The organism is Streptomyces nodosus, assembly GCF_008704995.1.
GTDB classification, from domain to species: Bacteria; Actinomycetota; Actinomycetes; order Streptomycetales; family Streptomycetaceae; genus Streptomyces; species Streptomyces nodosus.
In genome coordinates this window covers 1907004-1933080 of sequence record NZ_CP023747.1, presented here as the reverse complement: position 1 = coordinate 1933080, position 26077 = coordinate 1907004, and the positions used below count along the sequence as shown (strand labels likewise).

Annotated in this window: 25 protein-coding genes; 15 read left to right on the top strand and 10 right to left on the bottom strand. The window is 72.4% G+C overall.

The window, feature by feature from the left end; genetic code table 11:
• The first annotated feature begins 86 nt into the window (after positions 1–86).
• The 10 genes from CP978_RS08825 to amaP all read left to right on the top strand — a co-directional run bounded on the left by CP978_RS08825 (position 87) and on the right by amaP (position 9700).
• The gene (locus CP978_RS08825) at positions 87–824 is read left to right on the top strand and encodes a class II aldolase/adducin family protein (RefSeq protein WP_043439155.1); all 738 of its coding nucleotides are present in this window, start codon (positions 87–89) and stop codon (positions 822–824) included.
• Positions 825–909: 85 nt separating this feature from the next.
• On the top strand, positions 910–2037 hold the full coding sequence (locus tag CP978_RS08820; RefSeq protein ID WP_043439152.1) for an alpha/beta hydrolase family protein: 1128 nt from the start codon (positions 910–912) through the stop codon (positions 2035–2037).
• Between the two features lie 205 nt (positions 2038–2242).
• Positions 2243–3751 carry a hypothetical protein gene (locus CP978_RS08815; protein ID WP_170307426.1) on the top strand — a complete coding sequence of 503 codons (1509 nt, stop codon included), beginning with the start codon at positions 2243–2245 and terminating at the stop codon, positions 3749–3751.
• A 234-nt stretch (positions 3752–3985) separates the two neighbouring features.
• Positions 3986–5584 (top strand): ABC-F family ATP-binding cassette domain-containing protein, encoded by a 1599-nt coding sequence (locus CP978_RS08810; protein WP_043439150.1) that lies wholly within the window; start codon positions 3986–3988, stop codon positions 5582–5584.
• 522 nt (positions 5585–6106) lie between these two features.
• Entirely contained in the window at positions 6107–6328 is a 222-nt protein-coding gene (locus CP978_RS08805; RefSeq protein WP_043439149.1) for a helix-turn-helix domain-containing protein, read from the top strand.
• Between the two features lie 133 nt (positions 6329–6461).
• Positions 6462–7253, top strand: a complete 792-nt coding sequence (locus CP978_RS08800; RefSeq protein ID WP_043439147.1) for an enoyl-CoA hydratase/isomerase family protein — start codon at positions 6462–6464, stop codon at positions 7251–7253.
• A 79-nt stretch (positions 7254–7332) separates the two neighbouring features.
• Positions 7333–7815 (top strand): Asp23/Gls24 family envelope stress response protein, encoded by a 483-nt coding sequence (locus CP978_RS08795; RefSeq protein WP_043439145.1) that lies wholly within the window; start codon positions 7333–7335, stop codon positions 7813–7815.
• 39 nt (positions 7816–7854) lie between these two features.
• Positions 7855–8040 carry a hypothetical protein gene (locus CP978_RS08790; RefSeq protein WP_043439143.1) on the top strand — a complete coding sequence of 62 codons (186 nt, stop codon included), beginning with the start codon at positions 7855–7857 and terminating at the stop codon, positions 8038–8040.
• Between the two features lie 408 nt (positions 8041–8448).
• Positions 8449–9114, top strand: a complete 666-nt coding sequence (locus tag CP978_RS08785; RefSeq protein WP_043448298.1) for a DUF6286 domain-containing protein — start codon at positions 8449–8451, stop codon at positions 9112–9114.
• Positions 9115–9121: 7 nt separating this feature from the next.
• Positions 9122–9700, top strand: coding sequence for an alkaline shock response membrane anchor protein AmaP (gene amaP / locus CP978_RS08780; protein ID WP_043439140.1), 579 nt, complete (start codon positions 9122–9124; stop codon positions 9698–9700).
• A gap of 60 nt (positions 9701–9760) precedes the next feature.
• Here amaP and CP978_RS08775 read toward each other — a convergent pair whose 3' ends face one another.
• From CP978_RS08775 to CP978_RS08755, 5 genes are all read right to left on the bottom strand, one after another.
• Complete coding sequence (locus CP978_RS08775; RefSeq protein ID WP_043439138.1) at positions 9761–10513, bottom strand: SDR family oxidoreductase; 753 nt, start codon at positions 10511–10513, stop codon at positions 9761–9763.
• A 4-nt stretch (positions 10514–10517) separates the two neighbouring features.
• Positions 10518–12302 (bottom strand): glycoside hydrolase family 15 protein, encoded by a 1785-nt coding sequence (locus CP978_RS08770; RefSeq protein WP_043439137.1) that lies wholly within the window; start codon positions 12300–12302, stop codon positions 10518–10520.
• Positions 12303–12426: 124 nt separating this feature from the next.
• On the bottom strand, positions 12427–13215 hold the full coding sequence (locus CP978_RS08765; protein ID WP_043439133.1) for an SURF1 family cytochrome oxidase biogenesis protein: 789 nt from the start codon (positions 13213–13215) through the stop codon (positions 12427–12429).
• A 48-nt stretch (positions 13216–13263) separates the two neighbouring features.
• The gene (locus CP978_RS08760) at positions 13264–13497 is read right to left on the bottom strand and encodes a hypothetical protein (RefSeq protein ID WP_079162063.1); all 234 of its coding nucleotides are present in this window, start codon (positions 13495–13497) and stop codon (positions 13264–13266) included.
• 79 nt (positions 13498–13576) lie between these two features.
• Positions 13577–14590: a DEDDh family exonuclease gene (locus CP978_RS08755; RefSeq protein WP_043439129.1), complete on the bottom strand. Its 1014-nt coding sequence runs from the start codon at positions 14588–14590 to the stop codon at positions 13577–13579.
• Positions 14591–14873: 283 nt separating this feature from the next.
• Here CP978_RS08755 and CP978_RS08750 point away from each other — a divergent pair, with 283 nt between their 5' ends.
• Positions 14874–15587, top strand: a complete 714-nt coding sequence (locus CP978_RS08750; RefSeq protein ID WP_043439126.1) for a VIT1/CCC1 transporter family protein — start codon at positions 14874–14876, stop codon at positions 15585–15587.
• A 143-nt stretch (positions 15588–15730) separates the two neighbouring features.
• The gene (locus CP978_RS08745) at positions 15731–17311 is read left to right on the top strand and encodes a LamG domain-containing protein (RefSeq protein WP_079162062.1); all 1581 of its coding nucleotides are present in this window, start codon (positions 15731–15733) and stop codon (positions 17309–17311) included.
• Positions 17312–17571: 260 nt separating this feature from the next.
• On the opposite strand, the gene CP978_RS08740 is transcribed toward CP978_RS08745, so the two are convergent.
• From CP978_RS08740 to CP978_RS08730, 3 genes are all read right to left on the bottom strand, one after another.
• A complete protein-coding gene (locus tag CP978_RS08740; protein ID WP_052454062.1) occupies positions 17572–18990 on the bottom strand; it encodes a CoA transferase in 1419 nt (472 codons plus the stop codon).
• 58 nt (positions 18991–19048) lie between these two features.
• Positions 19049–20578 carry a S8 family peptidase gene (locus tag CP978_RS08735; protein ID WP_043439121.1) on the bottom strand — a complete coding sequence of 510 codons (1530 nt, stop codon included), beginning with the start codon at positions 20576–20578 and terminating at the stop codon, positions 19049–19051.
• 92 nt (positions 20579–20670) lie between these two features.
• Positions 20671–20928, bottom strand: a complete 258-nt coding sequence (locus CP978_RS08730; RefSeq protein WP_043439119.1) for a hypothetical protein — start codon at positions 20926–20928, stop codon at positions 20671–20673.
• A 386-nt stretch (positions 20929–21314) separates the two neighbouring features.
• On the opposite strand from CP978_RS08730, the gene CP978_RS08725 reads away from it, so the two are divergent.
• The 3 genes from CP978_RS08725 (at position 21315) to moaA (ending at position 24939) form a co-directional block, all read left to right on the top strand.
• Positions 21315–21671, top strand: a complete 357-nt coding sequence (locus CP978_RS08725; protein ID WP_043439117.1) for a DUF485 domain-containing protein — start codon at positions 21315–21317, stop codon at positions 21669–21671.
• Positions 21668–23287, top strand: a complete 1620-nt coding sequence (locus CP978_RS08720; RefSeq protein WP_043439115.1) for a solute symporter family protein — start codon at positions 21668–21670, stop codon at positions 23285–23287. Before CP978_RS08725 ends, CP978_RS08720 begins: the two co-directional genes overlap by 4 nt.
• Positions 23288–23949: 662 nt before the next feature.
• Complete coding sequence (moaA, locus tag CP978_RS08715; protein ID WP_043448294.1) at positions 23950–24939, top strand: GTP 3',8-cyclase MoaA; 990 nt, start codon at positions 23950–23952, stop codon at positions 24937–24939.
• Position 24940: 1 nt separating this feature from the next.
• Here moaA and CP978_RS08710 read toward each other — a convergent pair whose 3' ends face one another.
• Positions 24941–25180 (bottom strand): hypothetical protein, encoded by a 240-nt coding sequence (locus CP978_RS08710; protein ID WP_043439113.1) that lies wholly within the window; start codon positions 25178–25180, stop codon positions 24941–24943.
• Between the two features lie 214 nt (positions 25181–25394).
• Complete coding sequence (locus CP978_RS08705; protein WP_043439112.1) at positions 25395–25847, bottom strand: DUF3099 domain-containing protein; 453 nt, start codon at positions 25845–25847, stop codon at positions 25395–25397.
• Positions 25848–26077 lie beyond the last annotated feature (230 nt).

Sequence of the window (26077 nt, the reverse complement as noted above, 5' to 3'; positions counted from 1 at the left end):
GGGGTGTACCGATCGGGCCGCCGTCGCTCCGCATGACGCACGCCTCACGGACCCCCCTCCCGGCCCCCGGCTGGCAGGATCGCGGCATGGCCGAACAGCGACATGGTGAACGGGATGTGACGCGGGACGCGTGGGAAGGCGGGGGCGCTCCCGGGTCCGGCGCGCGGGACCCGGCGGGCGAGGTGGCGCGGGCCTGGGACGAACTCGTCGCGACGGCCCGCCGTACCGTCGCCGACGGCCTGGTCGTCGGCACCTCCGGCAATGTCTCCGTGCGGGTGGGCGGCACCGTGCTGGTCACGCCCACGGGGGTGCCCTATGAGCGGCTGACGCCCGGCGACGCGGTCGGGGTCGACCTCGACGGACGGCAGGTGCTCGGCTCGCTGCGCCCGACGAGCGAGCTTCCGATGCATCTGGCGGTCTACCGCACGACCGGGGCGCGCGCCGTCGTCCACACCCATGCCGTGCACGCGACGGCAGTCTCCACCCTGGTACGGGAGCTGCCGCTGATCCACTACATGGCCGCCGCGCTCGGCGGTGCGGTGCGGGTCGCCCCGTACGCCCCCTACGGCACGCCGGAGTTGGCCGAGAGCATGCTGGGCGCGCTGACGGACCGCACCGCCTGCCTCCTCCAGAACCACGGCACGGTCGCGCACGGGGCGACACCGGCCGAGGCGTACGACCGCACGGCCCAGCTCGAGTGGATGTGCCGGGTGTGGCTGACCGCGTCGTCGGTGCCGGGCCGGTCGCCTACCCTGCTCACCCACGAGCAGGTGGCCGAGGTGGGGGAGCGGCTGCGGGGGTACGGACAGCGTCCGGAGCGGTAGGGCGTGCTTCGAAAGTGCCGTCCCTCGGTGCCCCCGGTGGATCAGCCCGCTGGCCGGGGCCGGGCCGCGCCGTGAGACTGGAGGGGTGCGCACTGTCAGAGCGGCGGCGGCAGCCGTCACGGTAGCCATCGCGGCGGGCGCGGCCGGTATCGCCGCGGGCCGCTTCGCCAGTGACGCCGCGCTCAAGGCGGCCCCCGGCCGTCCGCTGCCCACGGATCCGCGGCTGACCGTGCACTCCCTGGCCGCCGGACGGATCGTGCTCACCCGCGATCTGGCCTCCGGGCGGCCCGGCGTCTACGGGCTGTCCGGCAGCGGCTCGCACGCGGTGGTGGGCCCGGTCCTGGACACCGCCCCCCACTCCGCCGACACCGTCGTACGCCGTCTGGAACGCGTCACCCGGGGCACCTTCGAACCCGGCGACAAGGCCTGGCTCACCCCCCAGCTGCACATCGGCGACCCCCGCACGGCCCTCGGCCTGGAGCACTCCGCCGTCGAGGTGCCCGGCGAACTGGGGCCCCTGCCCGCCTGGTTCGTGCCCGGGGCCCGCGACACCTGGGTGATCACGGTGCACGGGCTCGGCGCGACCCGGGAACACCCCCTGAACGTCATGGAGTTCCTCAGCCGCCGCCAGGTCCCGGTCCTCGACATCGCCTACCGGGGCGACACCGGGGCACCCCGTCCCCCGGACGGCCTGAACCATCTCGGCCAGACGGAGTGGCGCGACGTGGACGCCGCCATCCGCTACGCCGTGCGCCACGGCGCCGGACGCGTGGTCCTGCACGGCTGGTCCACCGGGGCCACCATGGCGCTGCGTGCCGCCGCGTACTCGTCGCTGCGCGAGCGGATCTCCGGCCTCGTGCTGGACTCGCCCGTGCTCGACTGGCAGGCCACCCTGCGGGCCCTCGCCGCGGCCCGCCGCACCCCCGGGGTGCTGCTGCCCCTGGCCGTCCGCGCCGCCCAGGGCCGCACCGGACTGCACGGCGACCGCACCGAGGACATCACGGCCCCGGACCGACTTCAGGTGCCGGTCCTGCTCTTCCACGGCCCCGACGACGCCGTCGCCCCCTGGGCACCCTCCCGCCGCCTCGCCCGGCGCCGCGCGGATCTGGTCACCCTCCGCACCGTCCGCAACGCCGCCCATGGCGCGATGTGGAACGTGGACCCCGGGGAGTACGAGGAGTCCATGCGGCGCTTTCTGATACCGCTGATGTGACGTCGGCCGCGGGGGGAGTCAAGGCCGCCCGGTGGGGTGCGGGAGCCCCTTCCGTTCAGGGTTCCGACCCGGACTGTTCCCGTGCCCCGGGGCACGCCCTTTTCCCCGGTGTGACCCCATTCCGGAACCCGGGGACCGGCCGGTCAGGTCGCCCGTCGTTCCGTTCCGTTTGGGTTTTCGGACCGTCAACCGGAAGACTGCACCCGTGACGTCCCGTACCCCGCGCGACTCCAGGCTCCGACTTGTCCGCCCCCGGCCCCTGGCCGCCGCTCCCCGAGCGGTCGCCCAGCATCGTTCGCGTCGCCCCGCACCCCGGCCGCCGGAGGGGACACCCCCGCGCGCGGAGCTGGCCGCCATGGCCCGCGCCCGGCTCGCCGACGCCGCCCGTGTCGCCCGCTGGGCCGACGCCGCACTCCGGCCGGGCCGCGACGGCGCGACCTCCGACGGCGGACGGGGCACCCTCTCCGACGCCACCGCCGAGCGGGCCGCCGCCGATCTCGGTCTGCCCGCCGCCCAGGTCCGTGCCGACTGGGACACCGCCCGCCTGGCCGGCCTGGTCGAGGTGCACGCCGACAGCGCCCGCCCCGGCTGGCGGCTGCGCGCCTGGAACCGCGACGACACCGCCGTACTGCGCGGCTGGGTCGCCCTCTTCGACGCCTGGTCGCTCGCCTACCCCGAACCCGACGACCTCGACCACGCCACCGTCGCCGAAGTCGTCTCGGCCATGCCCCAGGTGCTGTCCTTTCTCCAGCTCTCGGCGGGTCCCGTCCCCGTCGACCAACTGCTCGACCTCCTGGTGCAGCGGGTCACCGAACTGCGCACCGAGCGGTGCGAGATCCGCTACGTCCCACCCCCCGCGGACAGAGATGACGGGGACGACGCGGACGACGGGGCATCTCACGCCGCCGCTCCCGAGACGGAGCCCGAATCGGTTCCCGAGCCCGCTCCCACCGCCGTCGAGGCGCCGGTCGTCCGGGACGCCGCCGAGGAGGCCGAGCTCGCCGCCCCGCTCGACTGGGCCCTGGACGCGCTCGCCTCTGTCGGCGCCCTCACCTGCGCCGAGCAGCAGGCCACCCTCACCCCGCTCGGCAGCTGGGCGGTCTGGGTCAAGCTGGAGCAGATCTGCGTCGCCGCGCAGAGCCCCGCCGGGAACATCGAGCAGAACGCGGAGGACATGCTCCGCGGCTGTGTGGGACTCCGCCCGAACGCGGCCCGCGCCGAGTACCGCGCCTGGCTCGCGGCCCGCCCGGTCGGCGGCGCCGTCACCGAACTCCTGGACGCCGCCCGCGGCGAGGACGCCTTTCTGCGGGGCCTCGCCTTCGAGGCGCTGCGCGTGGTCGGGGCCCCCGCCGAACCCGAGGTGCGCACCGCCCTGGACGAGACCACGCTGCGCCCCTACGCCCTGCTCTGGCTCGCCGAGCACGACGGCGCCGACCCCGACGACGCCCATGGGGTGCTCACCCGTCAGGAGGCCACCTGGCTGTGGGTCGACACCGCCGCCGCCGTCGCCGACCACGGCGAGGCCCCGCTGCTGGTGCGCCACCTGGAGTCCGCCATACAGCCCACCGTGCCCGCGCTGCTCGACGAGGTGCGCGCGGTGGGGCACCCCCGCACCGTGCAGGTGCTGGTCGCGCTGGCCGCCGCCCACCCCGACCCGGCGCTGGCCAAGGCCCTGCGCCGCGCCGCGTTCCAGGTCCACACCGGAGGAAGCTGACCACCGGTCGCCCTTGTCCCGGGGCCCGCGCGCCGGGACACCGGACGCCCGCCCCGACGACCCGCGCAGGGCAGGGCCCGCACCGGGCCCCGCATCCGGCCCGGCCCGGGCACACGGGAAAAGGCCTTGCACAGCCCCGTTAGACTGGCCCCATGGCCGTTCTCCTCGCGCATTAGACGGCGGGTACGCCCTCAGCCGCCCATCCCGCCCCTTCCCCCGCCCTGGAGTCTGTCCGTGATCTCCGCCTCCGGTATCGAGCTGCGCGCCGGTGCCCGCGTCCTCATCGAGAACGCCACGTTCCGTGTCGCCAAGGGCGACCGCATCGGCCTGGTCGGCCGCAACGGCGCCGGCAAGACCACCCTCACCAAGGTCCTCGCAGGCGAGGGCATCCCCGCCGCGGGCACCGTCACCCGCTCCGGTGAGGTCGGCTATCTCCCGCAGGACCCGCGCACCGGCGACCTGGACGTGCTGGCCCGCGACCGCGTGCTGTCCGCCCGCGGCCTGGACGTCCTGATCCGCAAGATGCGCGAGAACGAGCAGCGCATCGCCTCCGGCAAGGGCTCCACCCGCGAGAAGGCGCTCAAGCAGTACGAGCGCCAGGAGACCGAGTTCCTCACCAAGGGCGGGTACGCCGCCGAGGCCGAGGCCGCCACCATCGCCGCCGCGCTCAATCTGCCCGACCGGGTCCTCGGCCAGCCGCTGCACACGCTCTCCGGCGGTCAGCGCCGCCGTATCGAGCTGGCGCGCATCCTCTTCTCGGACGCGGACACGCTGCTGCTCGACGAGCCGACCAACCACCTGGACGCCGACTCGATCATCTGGCTGCGGGACTACCTCAAGACCTACCGCGGCGGCTTCATCGTGATCTCGCACGACGTGGACCTGGTGGAGACGGTCGTCAACAAGGTGTTCTACCTGGACGCCAACCGCGCCGGGATCGACGTCTACAACATGGGCTGGAAGCTCTACCAGCAGCAGCGCGAGGCCGACGAGAAGCGTCGCAAGCGGGAGCGGGCCAACGCCGAGAAGAAGGCCGCCGCGCTCAACGCCCAGGCGGACAAGATGCGCGCCAAGGCCACCAAGACGGTCGCCGCGCAGAACATGGCCCGCCGCGCCGAGAAGCTGCTGTCCGGCCTCGACGAGGTCCGCCAGTCCGACAAGGTCGCCAAGCTGCGCTTCCCGGAGCCGGCGCCCTGCGGCAAGACCCCGCTGATGGCCGAGGGCCTGTCCAAGTCGTACGGCTCCCTGGAGATTTTCACCGATGTCGACCTGGCCGTCGACAAGGGCTCCCGGGTCGTCATCCTCGGCCTCAACGGCGCCGGCAAGACCACCCTGCTGCGGCTGCTGGCGGGCGTGGAACAGCCGGACACCGGCATGGTCGTCCCCGGTCACGGTCTCAAGCTCGGCTACTACGCCCAGGAGCACGAGACCCTCGACGCCGACCGCACGGTCCTGGAGAACATGCGCTCCGCCGCGCCCGACATGGACCTGGTCGAGGTCCGCAAGGTGCTCGGCTCGTTCCTGTTCTCCGGCGACGACGTGGACAAGCCCGCCGGTGTGCTCTCCGGCGGCGAGAAGACCCGTCTCGCCCTCGCCACCCTCGTGGTGTCGTCCGCCAATGTGCTGCTGCTCGACGAGCCCACCAACAACCTCGACCCGGCCAGCCGCGAGGAGATCCTCGGCGCGCTGCGCACCTACAAGGGTTCGGTCGTGCTCGTCACCCACGACGAGGGCGCGGTCCAGGCGCTCCAGCCGGAGCGGATCATCCTGCTGCCGGACGGCGTAGAGGACCTGTGGGGCGCGGACTACGCGGACCTGGTCGCCCTCGCCTGACCCCACCGGGCGGAACCGCCCGGTGCCCCGACCCGACCGCCGTGCCGGTGCTTCGACCGGCACCCGGCGGCGGTCGGAGCGTCCGGACACCCTTCGACGGAGCCATTACGCAGGGCCACCCCGTGCGTCTTGGCGGGGCTCCGGCGTATCCGGACACCCCGTGCCGGGGTGTGCCGTGTCACCCGATCGCCGGGGTTGATCCACTACGTATGGATCATTCGGCCGATCCGAGATCCATCATCTGTGTGAGATCTCCTCATACCGGGGCGTGTCTTCCCGCCCTGGCGCGGCCGAGCCCTTGTGCCCCAAGGGTTCGGCCGCCACGCGCCGCTGACCTGCCGCTTCCCGGATGAACCCGTTCGGGCGTACGGATATGACCGGGTGGAATCCCGGATTCCACTCGTGGGGATGTGTTCCTGTCGTCAAAACCGTGTCTCACGGACCTTGCCGAATGGGTGGCCATCACGCCCCCGAGGGGTGATCATGAGGAGACCAGAGCGCACTTCCCATGAGGAGGCACGGGTGGCCGAGACTCTGAAGAAGGGCAGCCGGGTGACCGGCGCCGCGCGCGACAAGCTCGCGGCAGACCTGAAGAAGAAGTACGACTCCGGTGCGAGCATCCGGGCGCTGGCCGAGGAGACCGGCCGCTCGTATGGCTTCGTTCACCGGATGCTCAGCGAATCGGGAGTCACGCTGCGTGGGCGTGGCGGGGCGACGCGGGGCAAGAAGGCTCCATCGGCCTGACGCCGGGCGGCCCCATCGCCTTCGGTGGTGGCCACCCGGTCGGTCGGGTGACCGGCCGGGTGGTTACTGTGCAGTCACTTCGCGGATGTCCCGTGGGGCGTCCGCGCCCGACCGCATGCATCGGAGGCGCCCCATGGCTTCGCTCGACCCGGTACTCGACAAGGACGGCGTGCGGCTCACCGTCGACGACACGATCGCCACGGTGACGCTGACCAACCCGGCCAAGCGCAACGTGCAGAGCCCCGCTCTGTGGCGGGCGCTGGCGGAGGCCGGACGCGTTCTCCCCGGTTCCGTGCGGGTGGTCGTGCTGCGCGCCGAGGGCAAGTCGTTCTCGGCGGGGCTCGACCGGCAGATGCTCACGCCCGAGGGGATCGAAGGGGAACCGACCTTCGCCGACCTCGCGCGCGGCGGCGACAAGGAGCTGGACGCGTCCATCGCCGGGTTCCAGGAGGCGTTCAGCTGGTTGCGGCGCAACGACCTGGTGTCCGTCGCGGCCGTCCAGGGCCATGCGATCGGCGCCGGGTTCCAGCTCGCCCTCGCCTGTGATCTGCGTGTCGTCGCGGACGACGCCCAGTTCGCCATGCGGGAGACGAGCCTGGGCCTGGTCCCCGACCTCACCGGCACCCATCCGCTGGTGAGTGCGGTCGGCTATGCCCGTGCGCTGGAGATCTGTGTGACGGGCCGCTTCGTCCTGGCCGAGGAGGCCGTGACCATGGGGCTCGCCAACCTCGCCGTGCCGCGCGAACAACTCGACGACACCGTGCGGGACCTGACCTCCGCGCTGCTCGCCGCGCCCCGGGACGCCGTCGTCGAGACCAAGGCGCTGCTGCGCGGCGCACAGCAGCGGACCTACGAGGAGCAGCGCGCCGCCGAGCGGGCGGCCCAGGCCCGTCGGCTCCGGGACCTGGCCGGCATCGGCGACTAGCTCGTCGAGCCGCATGGCACCGGGGTCGCACGGCACCGGGGCGGGCGTCGGAGGCGGGACGTCAGAAAGGGACACGGCGATGACCGAGATGCCGGAGCGGAACCGGCCGGAGACGACCATCGAGGGCGCCGCGGAGGGAACCGGCACCCGCAGGCCCACCCGGCGGGGCGGCGGCGATCCCGCCACCCGCGGACGGACCACCATCGCCGACGGCGTGGTGGAGAAGATCGCCGGTCTCGCGGCCCGCGATGTGCCCGGGGTGCACGCCCTGGGCAGCAGCCTCAGCCGCACCTTCGGCGCCGTGCGGGACCGGGTGCCCGGCGGCTCCCGGGCCACCCGGGGAGTGAAGGCCGAGGTCGGCGAGGTGCAGACGGCGCTGGACCTGGAGATCGTCGTCGACTACGGGGTGGCCATCGCCCAACTGGCACGCGAGGTGCGGGAGAACGTGATCGCGGCGGTCGAACGCATGACCGGGCTCGAGGTGGTCGAGGCCAATATCGCGGTCGTCGACGTCAAGCTGCCCGACGAGGAGGACCTGGAACTGGAGTCGCGGCTCCAGTAGCCGAGGAGGGCCGGTGACCACCGAGCTGAGGAGCACCGCATGAGCGTGGCCGTGATCGGCATGATCGCCGGAATGGCCCTGGGCTTCGCCGGGTACTTCGGCGGCTTCGGGGCGTTCCTGCTGGTGGCGGCCCTCGGTGCGGTCGGCTTTGTGGTCGGCCGCTTTCTGGAGGGGGACCTGGACCCCGGCGAGTTCTTCCGCCCCCGCGACGACCGGCGGCGGTGACCTGTGCCAGGACCGCCCGTCGAGGACGCACCGAGCCGTGCGGAGCGGCCGGACCCGGTGCCGGCCGCCGAGCGCGGCTCCACCGTCGTCGCCGACCTGGTCGTCGCCAAGATCGCCGCGCGGGCGGCGCACGAGGCGCTCGCCCCGCTGCCGCCGGGCGTCCTGCCGCCGGAGGCCACCGCCGTCGTTCTGCTGCCCCCGGCGCGCGAGGTCCGGGCGGGGGAGAACCCGGCCGGGACGGCACGGATCCAGGTCGGCGTCGAGCTCGGCTACCCCACCGACATCGGCGGCCGGTGCGCCGCCGTGCGTCGCCGGGTCGCCGAGCGGGTAGGCGCGTTGACGGGGATGGCGGTGCATCGCCGTCCAGGTGGAACGGCTGCATCCGTCCCCGGCACACGGGAGGACGCAATGAGCGAGCCCCAGGACCACGACAGCACACGGAAACTCCCGGTCGTCGAGAAGACCGGGGACGCCGAACTCGGCCAGTCCTCGTCCGCCTCCGCCTATGAACCGGTGGCCGGCACCGCCGGCGGGGGCCACCGCTTCTGGTCGGTCCGCCAGGTCCCCGCGGGCGTCGTCGCGCTGCTGCTCCTGGTCGCGGCGGGCCTGTTGCTGTACGACCTGGTGGCCGTCCGCGCCGGCCGGCCCGCGATGCACTGGCGCCGGGCCCTGGCCCATCGGCTGGCCCAGCAGCCCCTGGACTCCCCATGGGTGCTGGCCGGGGCGAGCGTGATCGTGCTCCTCGGCGTCTGGCTGCTGGTGCTCGCCGTCACCCCCGGACTGCGCCAGGTGCTCCCGATGCGCCCGACGCACGACGATCTGCGGGCCGGACTGCACCGGGACGCCGCCGCGACCGTGCTGCGCGACCGGGCCCTGGAGGTCTCCGGGGTGCGGTCGGTACGCGTCCGCATGGGGCGCCGGAGAGCGGAGGTGCGGGCGGTGTCGCATTTCCGGGATCTCGACGAGGTGCGGGCCGACCTGGACACCGCACTCGCCGACGCCGTCCGGGACCTGGGGCTCCACCGGCACCCCGCGCTGTCGGTGCATGTACGGCGGGCCGACCGGAAGAGGTGAGGCGACCATGCTGCGGATCGTCAACCGAGTACTGACCGGGCTGCTCGGCCTGGCGCTGCTCGCCCTCGGCGGCCCCGTGCTCGCCGTGGGCCTGGGGGTGAGACCGCCCTCCTGGTGGATCCATCAGGGCCCGCACGACGTGCTGCTCAGCGATGCCGAGCGCACCAGGTGGCGGGAGGCGGGCTGGTGGTGGCCGACCGTGCTGGCCGCGCTCACGGTCCTGGCACTGCTCGCCCTGTGGTGGCTGTGGGCGCTGCTGCGTCCGCGCCGGCTCGCCGAGGTGCTCGTCGACACCGGCGACGGTTCGGGCGCCCTGCTGCGCGGGCCGGCCCTGGAGACCGTGCTCGCCGACGAGGCCGGGCAGCTGGACGGCGTCCAGGGGGCCCGGGCGCTGCTGACCGGGCGGCGCGCCGCGCCCGAGGCCCAGCTGTGGCTGCTGCTGGAACCGAACGGGGACCCCGGGGAGGTGCTGCGGCAGCTGACCACCGGGACGCTGGCGCACGCCCGTGAATCCACCGGCCTCACGGCGCTGCCCGCCGAGGTGCGGCTGCGCGGGGCCGGCCACCGGGCGCAACGGGTGAGCTGAGGCCCGGAGCGGGGTGCCGGCCCCGGTCCGGTCGCACCCCGGCATCCGGGACCGGGCCGCTCAGAACCCGTGCAGGGCCCCGCCGTCGACCGGGATCATGACGCCCGTCAGATACGACGCCGCCGGCGACAGCAGAAACGCGGCCGTGCGGCCGAACTCCTCCGGGGCGCCGTAGCGGCGCAGCGGAATACGGGACTGCTGGGCCGCGCGGGCCGCCACGGGGTCGGCCGAGAGGGCGTCCAGTTCCCGTACCCGGTCCGTGTCGATACGGCCGGGGACCAGGCCGACGACCCGGATGCCGCGCGGTCCCAGCTCGTCGGCGAGGGACTTGGCGAAGCCGGCCAGACCGGGGCGCAGACCGTTGGAGATGGTCAGACCCGGGATCGGCTCGTACACGGAACCGGACAGCACAAAGCCGATGACGCCGCCCTCGGTGAGCTCCGCGGCGGCCGCACGGGCCATTCGCACCGCACCCAGGAACACCGACTCGAACGCGGCCGTCCACTGCTCGTCCGTGTTGTCGGCCAGATGGCCCGGCGGCGGACCTCCGACACTGATCAGGATGCCGTCGACACCGCCCAGCTCACGGGCCGCGGCGATCACCCGGGCCGGTGCCCCGGGGTCGGCGTTGTCGACGGCCGTGCCCAGCGCGTTCGCGCCCAGCGCCGCCGCGGCCTCGGCGGTCCGCCGCTTGTCGCGGCCCGTGACCACCACCTTGGCGCCGTCGGCCACCAGTTCCCGTGCCGCCGCGTTGCCCAGCCCGCGGGTGGCGCCGGTGACCACGTACACCCGGTCCTTCAGTCCAAGATCCATGGTCCTATCCTGCCGTCTCGTCCCCGTAGAGGGCGAGGGCCGTGCCCACCAGGCCGAGATGGCTGAAGGCCTGCGGGAAGTTGCCGAGCTGACGGCCGTTCACGGGGTCGTACTCCTCGGCGAGCAGTCCGAGGTCGTTGCTGATCCCCACCAGCCGTTCGAACAGTTCGCGGGCCTCCTGGATGCGGCCGCACTGGTGCAGGGCCTGGGCGAGCCAGAACGAGCAGACGATGAAGGCGCCCTCGCCGCCGGGCAGCGGGTCCACCTCGGAGTCCTCCGTGCTGTAGCGCCGCAGGAAACCGTGGTGCGCCAGGTCCGCGCAGACCGCGTCGATGGTGCCCCGCACCCGGTGGTCGTCCGGCGGCAGAAAACCGACCCGGGGGATCAGCAGCAGCGAGGCGTCGAGCGAGCGTGAGCCGTAGTACTGGGTGAAGGTGTTCCGCTCGGCGTCGTAGCCGCGCTCGCACACCTCCCGGTGCACCTCGTCGCGCATCGCCCGCCACCCCTTCAGATCGCCCTCGAGCCGGGGGTTGCCCTCCAGCGCGCGGACCGCACGGTCGGCCGCCACCCAGGCCATCACCTTGGAGTAGACGAAGTGCCGGGGCGTACCGCGCACCTCCCACAGCCCCTGGTCCGGCTGCCGCCAGGCGGTGCGCAGGAACTCCATCAGCGCGCACTGCACCCGCCACATGTGCGGCTTGGCGGGCAGACCGGAACGCTGGGCCAGCGTGAGCGAGTCGATGACCTCGCCGTACACATCCAGCTGGAGCTGCTTGACGGCCTCGTTGCCGACCCGGACCGGCGCCGAGCCGTGGAAGCCGGGCAGCCAGGACAGCTCGTACTCGGGCAGCCGCCGCTCACCCGACAGCCCGTACATGATCTGGAGGTCCGCCGGGTCGCCGGCGACCGCGCGCAGCAGCCAGTCGCGCCAGGACTCGGCCTCCTCCAGATAGCCGGCGGCCAGCAGCGCCCCCAGGGTGAGCGTGGAGTCGCGCAGCCAGCTGTAGCGGTAGTCCCAGTTGCGGACGCCGCCCATCAGCTCCGGGAGTGAGGTGGTGGGGGCGGCGACGATGCCGCCGGTGGGCGCGTAGGTGAGGGCCTTCAGGGTGATCAGGGAGCGGACCACGGCGTCCCGGTGCGGCCCGCGGTAGCGGCACCGTGCCGCCCAGGCGCGCCAGTCCTCCACGCTGGCGTCCAGTGCCTCGAACGGGTCGATGAGATCGGGGCGGGGCTGGTGCGAGGGGTACCAGGTGAGGACGAAGGCGACCTTTTCGCCCTTGTCGACGGTGAACTCGGAGTGGGTGGCGAAGTCCTTGCCCCAGGTGCGCACCGGGGGGTGGCTGCGCAGCCACACCGCGTCGGGCCCCGCGACGGCCACCCGGTGGCCGTTCGTGCGGCGCACCCAGGGCACGATCGAGCCGTAGTCGAAGCGCAGCCGGAGTTCCCCGCGCACGATGACCCGGCCGTCCAGGCCTTCGACGATCCGTACCAAGTCGGGGGCCTGGTCGCGCTGCGGCATGAAGTCGGTGACACGGACCGTGCCCTCCGGGGTGTCCCACTCGGAGTCGAGGACCAGGGTGTCGGTGCGGTAGGCGCGGCGGGTGCACAGCCGGGCGCCCCGGGGAGCGATCCGCCAGTGGCCGTTCTCCTGGCCGCCGAGCAGTCTGGCGAAGCAGGCGGGCGAGTCGAAGCGGGGCAGGCACAGCCAGTCGACGGAGCCGTCCCGGCCGACCAGGCCCGCGGTCTGCTCGTCGCCGATGAGCGCGTAGTCCTCGATGTGCGGGTACACGGAGTTCCCGCTTCCCGGTGGGCGGGGGAGGCAATCAGGGGAGCGGCCGGGGGAGTGAGCCGTGCCCGGCGGGCCTCGCGGAGCCGGTGGCCGCGGGCGGCGGCGGTCGCGGGGGCCGGGCGGCTCAGACCGCGACGGGTGCCGGTTCCCCGCTCGTCCGCTTCTCCTCCTCGGTGCGGTCGCGTGCCTCACGGCGGGCCAGGACGAACCAGCCGACCGGGACGCCCGCGGAGAACAGCCACCACTGGATCGCGTACGCCATGTGCGGGCCGATGTCGCTGTGTCCGGGGTCGGGGATCAGCTCGGGGCTGTCGCCCCGGGGCGCGGGAGAGGTCAGCTCGACATAGCCGCCGAGGACCTCCTTGCCGAGGCGCTTCGCCTGCTCCGCGCCGCTGATCAGCATGACCTGGCGGTCCGGCAGTCCCTGCACGTTCTTGATGCCGCTCCGCGCGGTCGTCTCGTCGGGCATCAGCCGGCCGGTGACCGTGATCTCGCCCCGGGCGGGTGCCGGGATCTCGGGGAAGGCGGTCTGGGCGCCGTCGGCGGGGACCCAGCCCCGGTTGACCATGAGGATCCGGCCGTCGGTGAGGACGAAGGGGGTCAGCACGTGATAGCCGACGTTGCCGTCCGCGTTGGTGCGGCGCCGCACCACGACCTCGTGCGCGGTGTCGAAGGAGCCCACGGCCGTCACCCGGTGGTACAGGTCCTGGTGGGGGATCGTCGCCCCGGGCGAGGTGAGCGACTCGACCGGCACCGGCTTCGCCGCGAGCGAGTCACCGATCACCTTGTTCAGCGCGACCTTGTGCTCATGGCGGTGCAGCTGCCAGAAGCCCAGCTCGATCATCGTCGGGATGAGCGCGAGGGCGACAAGGGTGAGGATCACCCATTGCCGGGACAACAGGAAGCGGTACACCCCACGACCGTACATCTCGGTACGTGGGGTGCGGTGAGGGGGGTGGCCTCAGACCCGGTCGACGATTCCGGTCCTCCCCTCGGCGCGGGCGCAGTGGGCTCCGCAGTACCAGTGGCCCTCGACCTCGACGCCCTGGCCGATGATCTGCACCCGGCAGTGTTCGCACACGGGGGCCATGCGGTGGATGGCGCAGGAGAAGCAGTCGAAGACGTGCACCGCGCCCTGCGCATGCACCTCGAAGGTCATTCCGTAGTCGTTGCCGCAGACTTCGCATCTCGCCATGCGCCACAGGGTGGGCCGTCGCCGTCGCGCGGGGCGAGCGGGTGCCGGGCGAGTCGCCCGGCAATCACCCGTACGTCGGTCAGCGCCGCTCCGGCGCCGGTGCCGCCGCTCCCGGCTGCCCGGCGGCCGGCTCCACGTCCCTCAGCAGTTGCCCGAACGCCGCCTCGTCGACCACCGGCGTCCCGAACTGCCGGGCCTTGACCGTCTTGGAGGTGCCCGAGTCGGGATCATTGGTGACCAGCAGGCTGGTGAGCCGGGACAGGCTCGTCGCCACATGGAGTCCCGCCTCGACGGCCCGGTCCTCCAGCAGGTCCCGCTCGGTGGAGGTGTCACCGGAGAAGGCGATCCGCATGCCCTGTTTGAGGGGTTTGCCCTCCTGGTAGCGTCCCGGGTTGGGGTAGGGGCAGGCGGGGCGCTTGCGGGACGGGCGCCAGGCGGCGGCCCCCCGGTAGCCCCCGGTGGACTGCCGCCCGATCGTGGGGGAGGCGGACCACTCGGTCAGCGGGCGGCACTCCAGCAGTGGAAGGCGTACGCCGTCCCGCGCGGCGGCCCGCAGACTCGGCCGGAACGCCTCGGCCAGCACCCGGGCGTCGTCCAGCGCGTGGTGCGCCCGCTGCTGGACGACGCCGAAGTGCGCGGCCAGCGTCTCCAGCTTGTGGTTGGCCAGCGGCAGGCCCAGCTCCTTGGAGAGCGCGATGGTGCACAGCCGCTGACGGACCGGGGCCTCACGCTCCGCGCGTGCGTACTCCCGGGCGATCATCGACCAGTCGAAGACCGCGTTGTGGGCGACCAGTACACGGCCGGAGAGCCGGGCGGCGAACTCCTCGGCGATGTCACGGAAGAGCGGCGCCCCGGCGAGCGTCTCGCTCGTCAGACCGTGGATCCAGACGGGTCCCGGGTCGCGCTCCGGGTTGACCAGCGTGTACCAGTGGTCCTCGACCTCGCCGCGTGCGTCCAGCCGGTAGACGGCGGCCGAGATGATCCGGTCGTCCCGGGCGAGTCCGGTGGTCTCCACGTCGACGACCGCATACCCCTCGGGGTACGCGGTCGGCCAGCCGCCCGGGTGCGCTGTGGTCGTACGGTCTTCGAGCATGGTCACTGAGGATACGGGCCCCGCCTGACACCCCCGCACATACCCGCACCCCGAGGCCCGTCGACGCCGCCCCTTCTCCCGGGCCATGCACAACGGCGCGACACCCCCGCCGAGTTCACCACCGCTTCCACGCGGCACGCCTTGTCGACACGTCAAGGTCCCCGCACACGCCACCCGTTGGAGCCGCGGTGCGGTGGCCGCGGGGCGTTGCTGTCACCGGCCCGAGGTGCCGCGGGGCGGGTCGGTGCGGTGACGGTGCCGTCCGGGGTGCCATTCTCCCGGTGTGACGGAATCAGCGACGCATGACGAGGCACACGGGGGTGCGCTCGGGGAGCGGCTGAACTGGCTGCGGGCCGCGGTCCTCGGCGCCAACGACGGGATCGTCTCCACCGCCGGCCTGGTGGTCGGTGTCGCGGGCGCGACGACGGAGCGCTCCACCCTGCTGGCGGCGGGTCTCGCCGGGCTGCTGGCCGGCTCCATGTCCATGGCCACGGGCGAGTTCGTGTCGGTGTCGACCCAGCGGGACTCCGAGAAGGCGGCACTGGCCATGGAGCGGCAGGAGTTGCGGGAGCAGCCGGAGGCCGAGCTCCAGGAGCTGACCGGGCTGCTGATGGACCGGGGGCTGTCCCGGAGGGTGGCCCGGGAGGCGGCGATCCAGCTGACGGAGCGGGACGCGCTGCGCGCCCACGCCAGCGTGGAGCTCGGCATCAACCCCGATGCGCTGACCAACCCGTGGCACGCGGCCTGGGCGAGTTTTCTGGCCTTCACGGCGGGCGCGCTGCTGCCCCTGCTGGCGATCGTCCTCCCACCCCAGACCGTGCGGCTCCCGGTGACGGTGGCCTCCGTCCTGGCCGCCCTGGTCGTCACCGGCTGGACCAGCGCCCGCCTGGGAGCGGCGAAGCCGGCGCGCGCGGTACTACGGAACGTGGCCGGCGGGGCGCTGGCGATGGGGATCACCTATGCGGCCGGGACGCTGTTGCGGACGGTCGGGGCGTGAGGACGTAAACGTATCGATGCTCACATCCGCTTACCGAACTTGATCAACTGATGTCCGTTTCAATCCTGTTGACCGTCCGTTCGTCCATGGGCCTTAGTTACGGAAGACAACTGTGAAGGCGCTGTGGATGGGGTGGGGCAGGAATGAGGACCGGATTGCCGGGTGGGGGCAGAGCCGTCGGGGCGCTGCTGAGCGTGCTGCTGGCCGCGGGAGCGGTTCCGGCCCTGGGGAGTGGTGAGGCTGCGGCCGCTGTGCCGGTCGCGGTGAGGTCGGCGCAGTCCGACCAGCCGCCGCCGCAGATCACGATGTCGCAGCTGACGATGGAGTACGGCGGCACCTGCACGGGTCCGTCGGACCCTGCGTATGTGCGCAGCCTGGGCCAGATCTCCGCGAACGACGTCACCGACCCGGACGGTGACAGGGTCGCGGTCGAGTTCCAGGCATCGTGGGATTCCGGGGACGGCAAGGGGGTGATCCCGCGGTGGAAGCCGGCACTGACCTCGTACAGGATGTCCGGGTCCAGCTTCTCGATGAACCTGCCCGCCGATGTGCCGAAGAACCAGCAGATCCACTGGCGCGCCCGCGCCTATGACGGGACCCGGTACTCGCCGTGGTCGTCCTCGGGTGAGCAGACGGCCTGTTACTTCTCCTACGACACCCAGGCTCCGAAGGCACCGGTGATCTCGTCGGAGGACTACCCGGCCTCTGATCCGAAGGATCCTGAGGACCCGTGGTACGACGGAGTGGGCAGGCCCGGCACCTTCACCATCCAGGGCGCCGACAGCGATGTGACCACGTACTGGTACGGCATCAACAGCGCCCCCACCCCCAAGAACACGATCACGACGTCGGCCGGTGCCGCCAGGGACATCCAGATCGTGCCGGAGAAGTCCGGGCCGAACTTCATCACCGCCCAGGCGTTCGACCGGGCGGGCAACGCCAGTGGGGTCAGCACGTACCAGTTCCGGGTGAAGTCCGGGCCTGAGCCTGAGCCCGAGCCCGGGCGCACGGTCGAGGTCGAGGGCCGCTGGATGTTCGAGGAGACCGACGGGACCGGCCCGGTGACCACTCCGAACGACGTGCCCGGAGGCAGCGCGCTCACGCTGAACGGCGGCGCCAGGCAGTCGGATGCCGCGTTCATCGACTTCGGCAGCCTGGAACTGGACGGCGTCGACGGCTACGCGGCCACGACGTCCGTACCGATCGACACCAGTGGCAGCTACACCGTCACCGCCTGGGCACAGGCCTCCGCGCTGCCGCAGAACAGTGTCGCGCTGGTCAGCGCCGAGGGCGCCGTCCAGAGCGCCTTCACGGTGCGCTTCGTGCCGGACCTCGCGAACCCGGGGAGCGGCCGCTGGGAGTTGGCGGTGCCGGACAGGGACGACGCGGACGCGACGGTCGTCCGGGTGACGAACAGCGAGTTCTACGACGTCCGGGACTGGACCCACCTGGCCGTCGTCTACGACGGACCTGCCGAGCAGGCCCGCCTGTATGTCAACGGAATACTTCAGGACCAGGCCTCCCGGGCCGAGAACACGCACGCCTTCGAGGCGACCGGGTCCTTCCAGATCGGCCGCGCCAAGACCGACGGGATCTGGGGCGAGTACTTCCCCGGCCTGATCGACGACGTCTGGGCCTTCCGGGGTGCGCTGACCGATGAGCAGGTCGGGAAGCTGGCCATCAGCTGGTTCGGCCTGCCCACCAAGGTGCCCGGCCTCGACTGACCCGGTGGGCGGCCCGGGGAGCCCGGGCCGCCCTAAGAGCTCCGAACAAAAGTGGGGCCCGGCGGGCGGCGCCCGGCACGCACGCTCGCCGCGTTGCCGGAAGGCCCTGGTAGCTCCGCTACAAGGACCTTCCGGCGCCTTGCGATCGCATGCACCGGACACCGCCCGCTGATCGGACCCCACTTTTGTTCGGAGCTCTAAGCCCGTGCGGGTTCGTCCTCGGCGAGCACGGGGCGCAGAGCCTGTATGAAAGATGCACGTCAGAGCGGCGGCCCCGGCCGGGAAGCGCCATCGTCCGGCTCCCACCGTGCCGGGTCCTGGCCCCAGCGTCCCGGTGGCCGGGTCCAGTCGGTGGGGCCGGAGGTGAAACGGACCGGGGGCAGCGCGTACCGCAGCCGGCCCAGTGGGCTGTCGGTCTCCGTGAGCCAGGGGGCGGCGAGTCGGGGGTCAGTGGGCTGCGGGCCGTCGCCGGCCGGTTCGGTGTCGCCGGTCAGCCAGTGTGCCGTCCGTGCCAGGGCCAGCCGTGCGACCCGGCTGCCGCCCTCCCGCGCCTGGTCGGTCAGCGCCCTCAGGACCGCCGCCGCCAGCAGGAACCCGGTGCCGTGATCGAGGGCCTGCGCGGGCAGCGCGCCCGGCCGCTCCGCCGAACCCTCGGTGACCGCGATACCGGTGGCCACCTGCACCAGGCTGTCGAAGGCCCGTCGCCCGCCCCAGGGTCCGTAGGCGCCCCAGGCGGACAGCTGCGCCACCACGAGGCCGGGCCGCCGCTCGGCCAGCAGTTCGGGGGAGAGCCCCCAGCGGTCCAGCGCCCCGGGCCGGTAGCCGGTGACGACGACATCCGTCCGGGCCAGCAGCTCCTCGAAGGTGCGCCGGTCCCCGGCCGTCGACAGATCCAGCGTGGTGGACCGCTTGCCGAAGTCCATGTCGGCGTGGTGGTCGGGGAGTTCGGGCAGGAGGGGGCTGTCGATCCGCAGGACGTCCGCGCCGAGCAGCGCCAGCGCGCGGGTGGCCTCCGGGCCGGCGATGACCCGGGTCAGATCGAGCACCCGCAGTCCGGCGGCGGGCAGCAGAGGAGCGGTCTCGACGGGCGTGTGCACCCGCGCCGGTGCACTGTCCAGCCGTTCCCGTTCGACCAGCGGACGGGCGGCCACCGCGATGCCCTGCCCATGTGCGGCCCACTCCTCAGGGGTGCGCAGCGCGACGGCGAGGCCCCCGGCCGCGTACACGGTCTCCTCGACCTCGGCGGCCGGCCGTTCCGCGAGTACGGCGGCCACCGTCTCCACGGAGGTGTCCGCCGTCAGGGAGAGGGCGCGCAGCAGCCGCTCCCGGTGGTGCGGGTAGTTGGCGTGGGTGCGCACCCAGCCGTCCGCCGTGCGCCAGAACCGCGACAGCGGGGCGAAGGTGACGGGTTCGCGGCCGTCGACCCGCAGATGCCGTTCACTGTGGAAGGCGGCGGCCACGGCCCCGTCGTCCACCCGGACCTCCGGCACCTCGGCGAGCCCCGCCCGCAGCGCCCCCAGCTCGGCGGCGGCCAGTGCGCAGGCGCCCACACAGGTGCGGGCCAGTTTCCGTACGGGAAGGCGCGCCGGAAGCACGCCTTCCCGTACCACGGTGGTGATCCGCGGGAGAAGGGCGGCATCGCCGCCCAGCGCGGACCACGCGAAAGCGATGTCGGTCATGAGCGCACTGTGCGTCAGCGGACCGCATCGATCAAGACCGCATCGATCAAGAGGAGAGCTACTTCTTCACGGCGTTCAGGGCGTTGGCGATGCCCGCGCCGTAGAAGGAGTTCTGGCCCTTGCCGCCCTTGCACACGGCGTCGATCTGACCGTCGCCGTTGATGTCGTACGGGGTCGTGCAGGCCGTCTTGTCGGCACCCTTGGTCAGCAGCGACTTGATCTGGCCGGGCTTGGCGTTCGGGTGGGTCGACTTGATGAGCGCGGCGACCGCGGCGACGTGCGGCGAGGCCATCGAGGTGCCGGCCATGTAGCCGTACTGGCCGCCCGGCAGCGTGCCGAGGATCAGACCGCTGGTGGCGGGGGCGTCGGGCCGCTGGTAGGAGGTCGAGTCACCGCCGGGCGCGGCGATGTCGACGACGTTCTGGCCGTAGTTGGAGAACGACGACTTGATGCCCTTGGCGCCGACCGAGGAGACCGTGACGGTGCCCGGCAGCATCGCCGGGATGTCCAGGCACTTCTTCGGGTCGATCACCCGGTCGCCGGGGGTGGAGTCGTTGGGGCTGCCCGGGTCCAGGATCGTCTTGCCACCGAGGTCCCAGTTGTCGTTGCCGGCGGCCGCGACATTGACCGTGCCCTTCTTCTCCGCGTACTTGGTGGCCCGCGACACGGCCTCCACCAGGGCCTTCTGGTCGAGGTCGTCCTTGCAGTTGAAGTTCCACGGGTCGGTGTAGTAGCTGTTGTTGGTGATGTCCACACCGTGCTCGGCGGCCCAGATGAAGCCGCACACCACGGCCTCGGTGTAGAACCAGCCCTCGGGCGTCGACACCTTGATGCCGGACACCTTCACGCCGGGGGCGACGCCGACCATGCCGATGCCGTTCTTCGCGGCGGCGATCTCACCGGCGACATGCGTGCCGTGCGGGCTCTCGCCCGCGTTCGGCCGCCAGGCGCCGTCGGCCGTGTTCGGCTTGCCCGACACACAGTTCACGGACGCCTTGCGGTCGAAGTTGGCGGCGAGGTCCGGGTGGGTGTCGTCCACACCGGTGTCGATCACGCCGACCGTGACCTTGGAGCTGCCCAGGGTGACCTGGTGCGCCTTGTCGGCCTTGATCATCGGCAGGTCCCACTGCAGCCCCTGCAGCGGCTCCTGGTCGTCGGCGGAGGCCGCGGTCGCGGCCTTCAGCTCGGCGCCGGTGAGCACCTCCGGCGCCCACATCTCGGTGGTCGACTGCGGGGACAGCGGAGCGGTCCGGGTGGCGCCGGCCGACTGGACCCCCTTGTCCTTGCGTATCTTCTTGGCGAAGTCGGCCTTCGAGGAGTGGACGACGATGACGCCGATCTGGTCGTACGCGATGACGACCGAGCCGCCGGCCTTGGTGATCGCCTTCTTCACGGACGCGGAGCTGTGCCCGGGGCGGACGTTGACGACATAGCTCAGCGCGTCCCCGTCGGTGGTGGCGCTCTTCGCGGCGGACACCTGCGGAGCGGCCTCGGTGGCGGACGCCACGTTCGGCAGGAAGGCGAGAGCGGAGGCGACGGCCATTCCGAGCGGAATGGTGACGGTGCGCCGGCTGAGGCGTGCGCTCATGAGAACTCCAGTGTGTTGAGCCATTGCGTGACGGCATGCGCGAGGGCATGCGAGGCGTGGGGGGAGCCTGTGGAAGTGACGGGAAAGGAAGGTCACTTGACCGCGCGGAGCGCGTTGACGATGCCGGGGCCGTAGAAGTCGGTGATCGCACGCTGGACGTCGGAGATCGTGCGCCGGTCGGTCCTGGTGTTCACGACATACGTGAGAGTGGACGAGCCCTCGGCCTGCCTGGCCCCCGCCGCAAGGGGCGCCGCGGACGTCGCCGCGGGCACGAAGCCGGGCGACGCGGTCGGCGACAGCACAACCGGAGCGGCACGCGTGAGACGGCGTCCGGAACGCAGATGAGCCATGGGGTCTCCACAACATCCGGGTACGTGAACCGGCCATGGCGCGGTGGCGCCCGGCAGGTACATGGCGGGTGGTGCAGGCCGAAACTATCTGGCGAACCACCTGGTCAGCAATGACTTGAGCAAGGACTTTCGCGCGAGACATACGAAAGAAATAAACGAGTTGAACCGGTCCGCGTGCGGCGCCGTGACCTTGTGCAGGAGCCACGAGGACGCTCGGGACCCTGCCGGATCACGCGGCGAAGCGATACCGTCGCGCTCGGTCGTGTGATCTACATCACTGTGCGGCACCGTCATGTCGGCGCCGCACGGTTCCGCCCTGCCCGAGGCGAACCCCCACACGCCGCCGACCGACGCCTTCACCGCAACCCGCAATGCGAGGAGACTCCGTGGCAACCGACGCACCGCCACCCTCGAAGACCGGCCAGAGCCTTCCGTCCACCGAGGAGTTCACCGCGGTCCAGCAGAGCGAGGAGTTCACCGAACTGCGCCGCTCCTACCGCTCGTTCGCCTTTCCGCTGACCGTGGCGTTCATCGCCTGGTACCTGGTCTACGTCCTGCTGTCGAACTACGCCGGCGAGTTCATGGGCACCAAGCTCTTCGGCAACATCAATGTCGCCCTGGTGCTCGGCCTCGCCCAGTTCCTCACCACGTTCCTGATCGCGTGGTGGTACTCGCGGCACGCCGCCACCACCCTCGACCCCAAGGCCGAGGCCATCAAGTCCCGCATGGAGGGCGACGCATGAGCCAGCCACTCGTCCTGGCCGCCGGTGAGGCGAGCGAGCACCGACCGCTGATCATCACCCTGTTCGCGGTGTTCGTCGTCGCGACCCTCGTGATCACCGTCTGGGCCGGCCGCCAGACCCGCAGCGCCGCCGACTTCTACGCCGGCGGCCGCCAGTTCACCGCCTTCCAGAACGGACTCGCGGTCTCCGGCGACTACATGTCCGCGGCGTCCTTCCTCGGCATCGCGGGCGCCATCGCCCTCTTCGGCTACGACGGTTTCCTGTACTCCATCGGCTTCCTGGTCGCCTGGCTGGTGGCCCTGCTCCTGGTCGCCGAGCCGCTGCGCAACTCCGGCCGCTACACCATGGGCGACGTGCTGGCCTACCGGATGCGCCAGCGTCCCGTCCGCACCGCGGCCGGAACCTCCACGATCGTCGTGTCGATCTTCTATCTGCTGGCCCAGATGGCGGGCGCGGGCGTCCTGGTGTCCCTGCTCCTCGGTATCACCAGCGACGGCGGCAAGATCGCCATCGTGGCCCTGGTCGGTGTGCTGATGATCGTGTACGTCACCATCGGCGGGATGAAGGGCACCACCTGGGTGCAGATGGTCAAGGCGGTCCTGCTGATGGCGGGCGCCCTGCTGCTGACCTTCCTGGTGCTGCTGAAGTTCAACTTCAACGTCTCGGACCTGCTCGGCAAGGCGGCCACCAACAGCGGCAAGGGCGCGGCCTTCCTGGAACCGGGCCTGAAGTACGGCGCCACCGGCACCACCAAGCTGGACTTCATCTCCCTGGGCATCGCCCTGGTCCTCGGCACCGCCGGTCTGCCGCACATCCTGATCCGCTTCTACACGGTGCCCACCGCCAAGGCCGCACGGAAGTCCGTGAACTGGGCGATCGGCCTGATCGGCGTCTTCTATCTGATGACCCTCGCCCTCGGCTTCGGCGCCGCCGCGCTGATCAAGCCGGACGAGATCATCGCCTCCAACAAGGCGGGCAACACGGCGGCACCCCTGCTCGCCCTGCACCTGGGCGGGGTCGACTCCAGCTGGGGCGCGATCCTGCTGGCCAGCATCTCGGCGGTCGCCTTCGCCACGATCCTCGCCGTGGTCGCGGGGCTCACCCTGGCCTCCTCCTCGTCGTTCGCGCACGACATCTATGCCAACGTCATCAAGCGGGGCCAGGCCGACGAGAAGCAGGAGGTGAGCGCGGCCCGCTGGGCGACCGTCGGCATCGGCGCCGTCTCCATCGCCCTGGGCGCCCTCGCCCGCGACCTCAATGTGGCGGGCCTGGTCGCCCTCGCCTTCGCGGTCGCCGCCTCCGCCAACCTGCCGACGATCCTCTACAGCCTGTTCTGGAAGCGGTTCACCACCCAGGGCGCACTGTGGTCGATCTACGGCGGCCTGGTCACCGCCGTCGGCCTGGTGCTGTTCTCACCGGTGGTCTCCGGCAAGCCGACGTCGATGTTCCCGGACGTCGACTTCCACTGGTTCCCGCTGGAGAACCCCGGCCTGATCTCCATCCCGGTCGGCTTCCTCCTCGGCTGGCTCGGCACCCTCCTCTCGAAGGAGCAACCGGACGCCGGCAAGTACGCAGAACTGGAGGTCCGCTCCCTGACCGGCACCGGCGCACACTGACCGACCGGTCCGGTACCGACGGTCGCCCCGTGGGTCCCCGCAGACCCGCGGGGACCCGCGCCGGCACGCGCCGGCCGGTCCGTCCACGTCGGCCGCGTCGCGATCCCCGCGACGCGGCGCGAACCGGCTCGTCCCCTACGGACCCTCACCGACGCGCACCGACCCGCGTCGGCGCGCGTCGGCCAGTCCGGCATTCGACGGTCGCCGTCCCGCGGCTCCCTGCGGACTCGCGGGGACCTGCGTCGGCGCGCGTTGGCCGGTCCGGCCGCGTCGGCCACGTCGCGGCGCGAACCGGCTCGTCCCCTGCGGACCCTCGCCGACGCGCGCCGAGCCGCGTCGGCGCGCGTCGGCCGGTCCGGCATTCGACGGTGGCGTCGCGATCCCCGCGACGCGACCGCGCCGGGCTCTTGGGGCGCGGGCCGTGCCGACCTGTTCGGTCCCGTGGGGCCCTGCCCGAAGCGTGCCGCCCCGCGTCGACCCGCGCGGGCCGGCGCCGGCGCGTGTCGGCCGGTCCGGTGGTGATGGTCGCGGCCCGGATACTCGTGCCGCGACCGCGCCGGGCTCGGCCCCGGGCGCGGGCGCGGCGGGGCCGATGTCGGTGGGGTCACGTAGGCTCGCAGGAGACGGTGAACGTCCGTCCGGGCGCCGGGGAGGGGGTCCATATGCTGATCGACACCTACGGCCGGGTGGCCACCGACCTCAGGGTCTCGCTGACCGACCGGTGCAATCTCCGTTGCACCTACTGCATGCCCGAGGAAGGGCTGCGCTGGCTGGCCAGACCCGATCTGCTGACGGACGACGAGATCGTCCGGCTGATCGGCGTCGCGGTCACCTCCCTCGGGATCGAGGAGGTCCGCTTCACCGGAGGCGAGCCCCTGCTGCGCCCTGGTCTCACCGGCATCGTGGAGCGCGTCGCCGCCCTGCGGCCCCGCCCCCGGATGTCCCTCACCACCAACGGCATCGGTCTCGGGCGTACGGCGGCGGCCCTGAAGGCGGCGGGCCTGGACCGGGTGAACGTCTCGCTGGACACCCTGCGCCCCGACGTCTTCAAGACCCTCACCCGCCGGGACCGTCACCGGGACGTCCTCGACGGGCTCCGGGCCGCCCGGGAGGCGGGACTCACCCCGGTCAAGGTCAACTCCGTGCTGATGCCCGGGCTGAACGACGACGAGGCCCCCGACCTGCTCGCCTGGGCCGTAGAGCACGACTACGAGTTGCGCTTCATCGAACAGATGCCCCTGGATGCCCAGCACGGCTGGCGGCGCGAGTCCATGGTCACCGCCGAGGACGTCCTGGAATCCCTGCGCACCCGCTTCGAACTGACCCCCGAGGCCGACGAGGAGCGCGGCTCCGCACCGGCCGAGCGCTGGATCGTCGACGGCGGCCCGCACCGGGTCGGGGTGATCGCCTCGGTCACCCGCCCGTTCTGCGCGGCCTGCGACCGCACCCGGCTCACGGCCGACGGTCAGATACGCACCTGCCTGTTCGCCACCGAGGAGACCGATCTGCGCGGAGCGCTGCGTTCCGGCGCCGCCGACGAGGAGATCGCCCGGATCTGGCGGCACGCCATGTGGGGCAAGAAGGCGGGCTCGGGCCTCGACGACCCCCGGTTCCTCCAGCCGGCGCGGCCCATGTCGGCGATCGGCGGATGAGTCAGCCGGCGGGGGCGCCCGCACCGCCGGGGGACTCCCAGTCCTCCAGCTTCACCACGTCCTTGAGGAAGCCGCGCACCCCCAGGAACGCCGACAGATGCTCACGGTGCTCCTCGCAGGTCAGCCATGTCTTGCGGCGCTCGGGCGTGTGCAGCTTCGGGTTGTTCCAGGCGAGCACCCATACGGCGTCCGCACGGCAGCCCTTGGCGGAACACAGGGGGGAATCGGGGTCAGGTCCCATCACAGGACGACCCTAGCGCGCCCGGCAAAGGCGACGCCGAGCAGCCACGGGGGGAGCTGCCCGGCGTCGGTCCGTCGCTCCGACGGGGGATGCGGAGCGCGTACGAAGTATGTCACGGGTAGCCCGCCGCCCGGCACCGGAACAACAGGATGGATCCCAGCTTTTCCTGGGCTTGGTACACGGCGCGACGGCCCCTTCGAGCCGTTCTCCGTGGTCAGGTTCTCTGGCGCGGCCGGGTCCCGGTGCCCGCCGCGGACGGGGGCGCATCCTCACGGCCGGATTCCGGAGCCGCTTCCGCGGCGGGTTCCGCGGAGTCCCGCTGTTCCTCGGTGCCGCCCGAGCGTGCGGCGGTGTCGTCCGCCGACGGGGCGATCATCGGCCGCGACGGGCTGGTGACAAAGGTGGACGGAAGCGACGGAGCGTTCTCCCGTCCCGCGTTGGCGATGACGACCGCGACATAGGGGAGGGCCGCTCCCAGCACCAGCGCGACGATGGCGACCGGCCGGGACACGTTCCACAGCGTGGCCGCGAGGATCATGGACAGGGTGCGCACACCCATGGAGATGACATAGCGGCGCTGCCGGCCCCGCACATCCTCCGCGAGGCCCTGCCGTGCGCCCGTGATCCGGAACACCTGGCCATGACCGCCACTGCTCAGCTTCCGCATCGCATTCCACCACCCGCCTGCCAGTCTCGGACTCTCCCCGGCCCGTACCCGGTCCGCACCCGGCCGTGGGCCGGGGCCCGGACAATCACCACGTTACGCCGCGCCTCCGGCGCCTTCGAGACCGGGGCGCCCGCCGCCTGGGGGAACGCCCTGCGCAGTACCACGTATGGGTGCACCCGCCATGCGGCGTACGGCGGACGATCGGAGACTGGGCGTACTGCTCACTCGGG